At 45.2% G+C, this 3,321-nt stretch carries 4 protein-coding genes; all 4 read left to right on the top strand.

Features of this window, described 5'->3' with window-relative positions; all coding sequences use genetic code 11:
• Positions 1 to 778: alpha/beta hydrolase (locus tag VNZ46_RS06425; protein WP_325559270.1), on the top strand; the 778-nt coding region annotated here is incomplete at its 5' end.
• 18 nt (positions 779 to 796) lie between these two features.
• Positions 797 to 2,080 carry an MFS transporter gene (locus VNZ46_RS06420; protein ID WP_325559269.1) on the top strand — a complete coding sequence of 428 codons (1,284 nt, stop codon included), beginning with the start codon at positions 797 to 799 and terminating at the stop codon, positions 2,078 to 2,080.
• A 3-nt stretch (positions 2,081 to 2,083) separates the two neighbouring features.
• Complete coding sequence (locus VNZ46_RS06415; protein ID WP_325559268.1) at positions 2,084 to 2,842, top strand: 3-oxoacyl-ACP reductase family protein; 759 nt, start codon at positions 2,084 to 2,086, stop codon at positions 2,840 to 2,842.
• Positions 2,843 to 2,926: 84 nt separating this feature from the next.
• On the top strand, positions 2,927 to 3,321 hold a 395-nt coding region (locus VNZ46_RS06410; protein ID WP_325559267.1), incomplete at its 3' end, for a carboxypeptidase-like regulatory domain-containing protein.

The raw sequence follows: 3,321 nt of genomic DNA, 5'->3' as shown, positions 1-3,321 counted from the left end.
GGAACAGTTAAACCTGGTGTACACCACCGTGAATGGCTGGGAAGGAAAACTGGACCTCTACCTCCCCCCATCAAAGAAAAAGGGCAGTCCACTGGTCATTAATATCCATGGTGGCGGCTGGAACAAAGGCGTTAAAGAATCACAAACTGGTTTTTTGCCATTCTTTACCAGAGGCTATGCAGTAGCCAACATTGAATACCGTTTAACCGGAGTGGCAACTGCACCAGCTGCTGTAGAAGACACCAGGTGCGCTTTGATCTACCTCATCAGGAATGCCAAAAAATTCCATATAGATGTGAACAGAATCGTGATTATGGGCAGCTCTGCCGGTGGACATCTTGCCCTTATGGGCGGCTTGCTGGAGAATAATCCGATCTTCGACAGCAATTGTCCAGGTGTAAAAAACATTAAAGTTGCTGCTATTATTGACAAGTTCGGGATCACAGATGTTTGGGACTGGGCTTATGGTCCTTATAAAACCAGTACCTCTGCAACCAGCTGGTTAGGCGACAAAGCAAAGGATCAGGAATTTGCTAAATCCGTATCTCCGCTATACCAGGTAAAAAAGAACAGTCCTCCAACCTTCATTGTGCATGGCGATGCAGATCCGATTGTCCCTTATCAGGAATCATTGGCCTTAAAAGCCAAATATGACGAACTGGGTGTTAAATGCGAATTCATGACCGTTAAAGGAGGCTTACACGGTAAATTCTCTAAAGAAGATGATGAGGAACTGACCAGAAGAATCATGGCCTTTTTAGACAGTACTGGCCTTTAAACACAGAAAGAGAGCAACATGAAGATCAAAGGATTAAGATGGTATATTATTGCGCTGATTGCCCTGGCAACCGTGATCAATTATATCGACAGAAGTGCAATTAATATCATGTGGCCCTATATCTATAAAGATTTTGGAATTGCAGATGCAGATAACAAAAGTGCGCTGGCGCTCATCACTACATTTTTTATGATTGCTTATGCCCTGGGGCAAACCTTTACAGGAAAACTGATGGATGCAGTGGGTACACGCATCGGGATGACCTTATCCATTATTGGCTGGAGCATCTCTATTGCATTACATGCCTTTGCCAGATCCTTGCTTTCGTTTAACCTCTTCCGCTTTATGCTGGGCTTCAGCGAAGCCGGAAACTGGCCTGGCGCTACAAAAAGCAATGCGGAGTGGTTTCCTGCAAGAGAAAGGGCTATTGCTCAGGGCATATTTGGCGCCGGAGCCTCTCTGGGATCCGTGATCTCCGCTCCCATTATCGCCCTGTTGTATGTTGCTTTCGGCTGGAAAATGACTTTTGTACTGATCGCAGGGCTTGGATTGATTTGGATCATCCCCTGGTTGTTCATCAATAAAGCAACACCAGATAAGCACAGCTGGCTTACAGAAAAGGAGCGGAACCATATTTTGGATTCAGATCCAGGATCCAAAAAACAAACAGAAGAAGCCCCGGTACTTGGCTGGAAAGAGCTTTTGAAATTCAGGAACACCTGGGGCATCATTATGGGCAGGTTCTTCATTGACCCAGTTTGGTGGCTTTTTGTAACCTGGCTACCAACCTTTCTGAAAGAACAGTTTCTTTTTGACATTAAACAAATAGGTGCCTTTACCTGGCTACCCTACCTCTTTGCCGCTGCAGGCAGTTTACTGGGCGGTTATCACTCTTCCCAGCAAATCAAAAAAGGAATACCTGCCGTCAAAGCTAGAAAGAATGCCATCGCACTGGGTTGTCTTTTAATGCTTCTGGCACTTGTGACCATTGTCTATTTCCTGGACACCTTAAAAGACAGACCAAGCCTGGCCATGGTTTTAATTGGCATTACTCTTTTTGGTTTTCAATTCCTCATTGGAAATTTACAAACCTTACCAAGCGATTATTTTAATGGCAAAAATGTAGGCACCGTAGCCGGAATGGGCGGTACTGCCGCAGTAGCAGGCACCTTACTCACCACGTGGGCAGTTCCCGTCCTCACACAAACCAGTTATGTGTCCTTTTTTGTACTTGCCGCAGTGCTTGTACCCATCACCTGGATTTGTATTAAATATATAACCTCAAAAAAAATACATTCTTAATTTATGAATATGCGTTTAAAAGACAAAGTAGCAATTGTAACCGGTGGATCCAGAGATATTGGCAGAGCTGTTTCCATACAGCTGGCCAGACAGGGCGCTAAAGTAGTGATCAACTACCACAGCAATATAGAGAATGCCAATGAAACCCTCCATCAGATTAAAAAAGACGGCGGTGAAGCCATCATTGTAAAAGGCGATGTGACCAAATCAGCAGATATAGCACAATTGATTGCGGAAAGCCATAAGGCCTTTGGAAACAACATAGATATCCTGGTCAACGTAGCCGGTGGTATGGTCGCCAGAAAAACCACTGCCGAACTCGATGAAGCCTTCTGGGACCAGGTCATGGACCTGAATCTAAAAAGCGTCTTTCTCGTATCCAAAGCCACTATCCCCTCCATGGGCTCAGGTGGTTCCATCATCAACCTGTCTTCACTGGCCGGAAGAGATGGAGGTGGTCCCGGTGCAAGTGCCTATGCAACCGCAAAAGGGGGTGTTATGACCTATACCCGTGCCCTTGCAAAAGAACTTGGCCCGAAAAATATCCGCGTCAATGCTGTGCTTCCCGGAATGATCGCCACCACCTTCCATGACACCTTCAGTAAGCCCGAAGTAAGGGTAAATGTAGCTAATGCAACTTTACTGAAAAGAGAAGGCACAGCAGAAGAAGTCGCAGACCTGGTGGTTTATCTCGCTTCTTCAGAATCCAGCTACCTCACCGGAACCAATATCGACATCAACGGGGGATTGAATTTCTCCTAAATACAAGGGGCTGCATGAGTTTGCAGCCCCATATCAATATAGCGCCTCGCCAGACCACAACTAACCAATATAAACCTAATCATTATGAATGCTAAAGTTTACTTTAAGAGCATTTTGCTTGCCGTACTGTGCTGTTTTTTGTCAAAGCAGCCGGTATATGCCCAAACTAAGGTTACTGTTCAGGGTATTGTTAAAACATCGGACGGGGCAGCTCTACCAGGCGCTTCTGTAAAAGTTAAAAACTCCAAACAGGGTACCGTAACAGATCCTTCGGGTGGTTTTACCCTCAACGTTGAACCAGGACAGGTGCTGGAAATCAATTACCTCGGTTATCAGCCGCAGTCTTATACCGCTACAAAAAGCGAAACCATCCATATTACCCTGCTGGAAATTCAGAATACCATGGAAACCGTAGTCGTTATTGGCTATGGTACACAGAAAAAATCATCTGTAACTGGTGCAGTAGCCAAATTAAACAA

Source organism: Pedobacter sp. (assembly GCF_035566355.1).
In the GTDB taxonomy this organism is placed as follows: domain Bacteria; phylum Bacteroidota; class Bacteroidia; order Sphingobacteriales; family Sphingobacteriaceae; genus Pedobacter.
The sequence above is the reverse complement of the archived record's forward strand: the minus strand, read 5'-3'. Positions and strand labels throughout refer to the sequence as shown.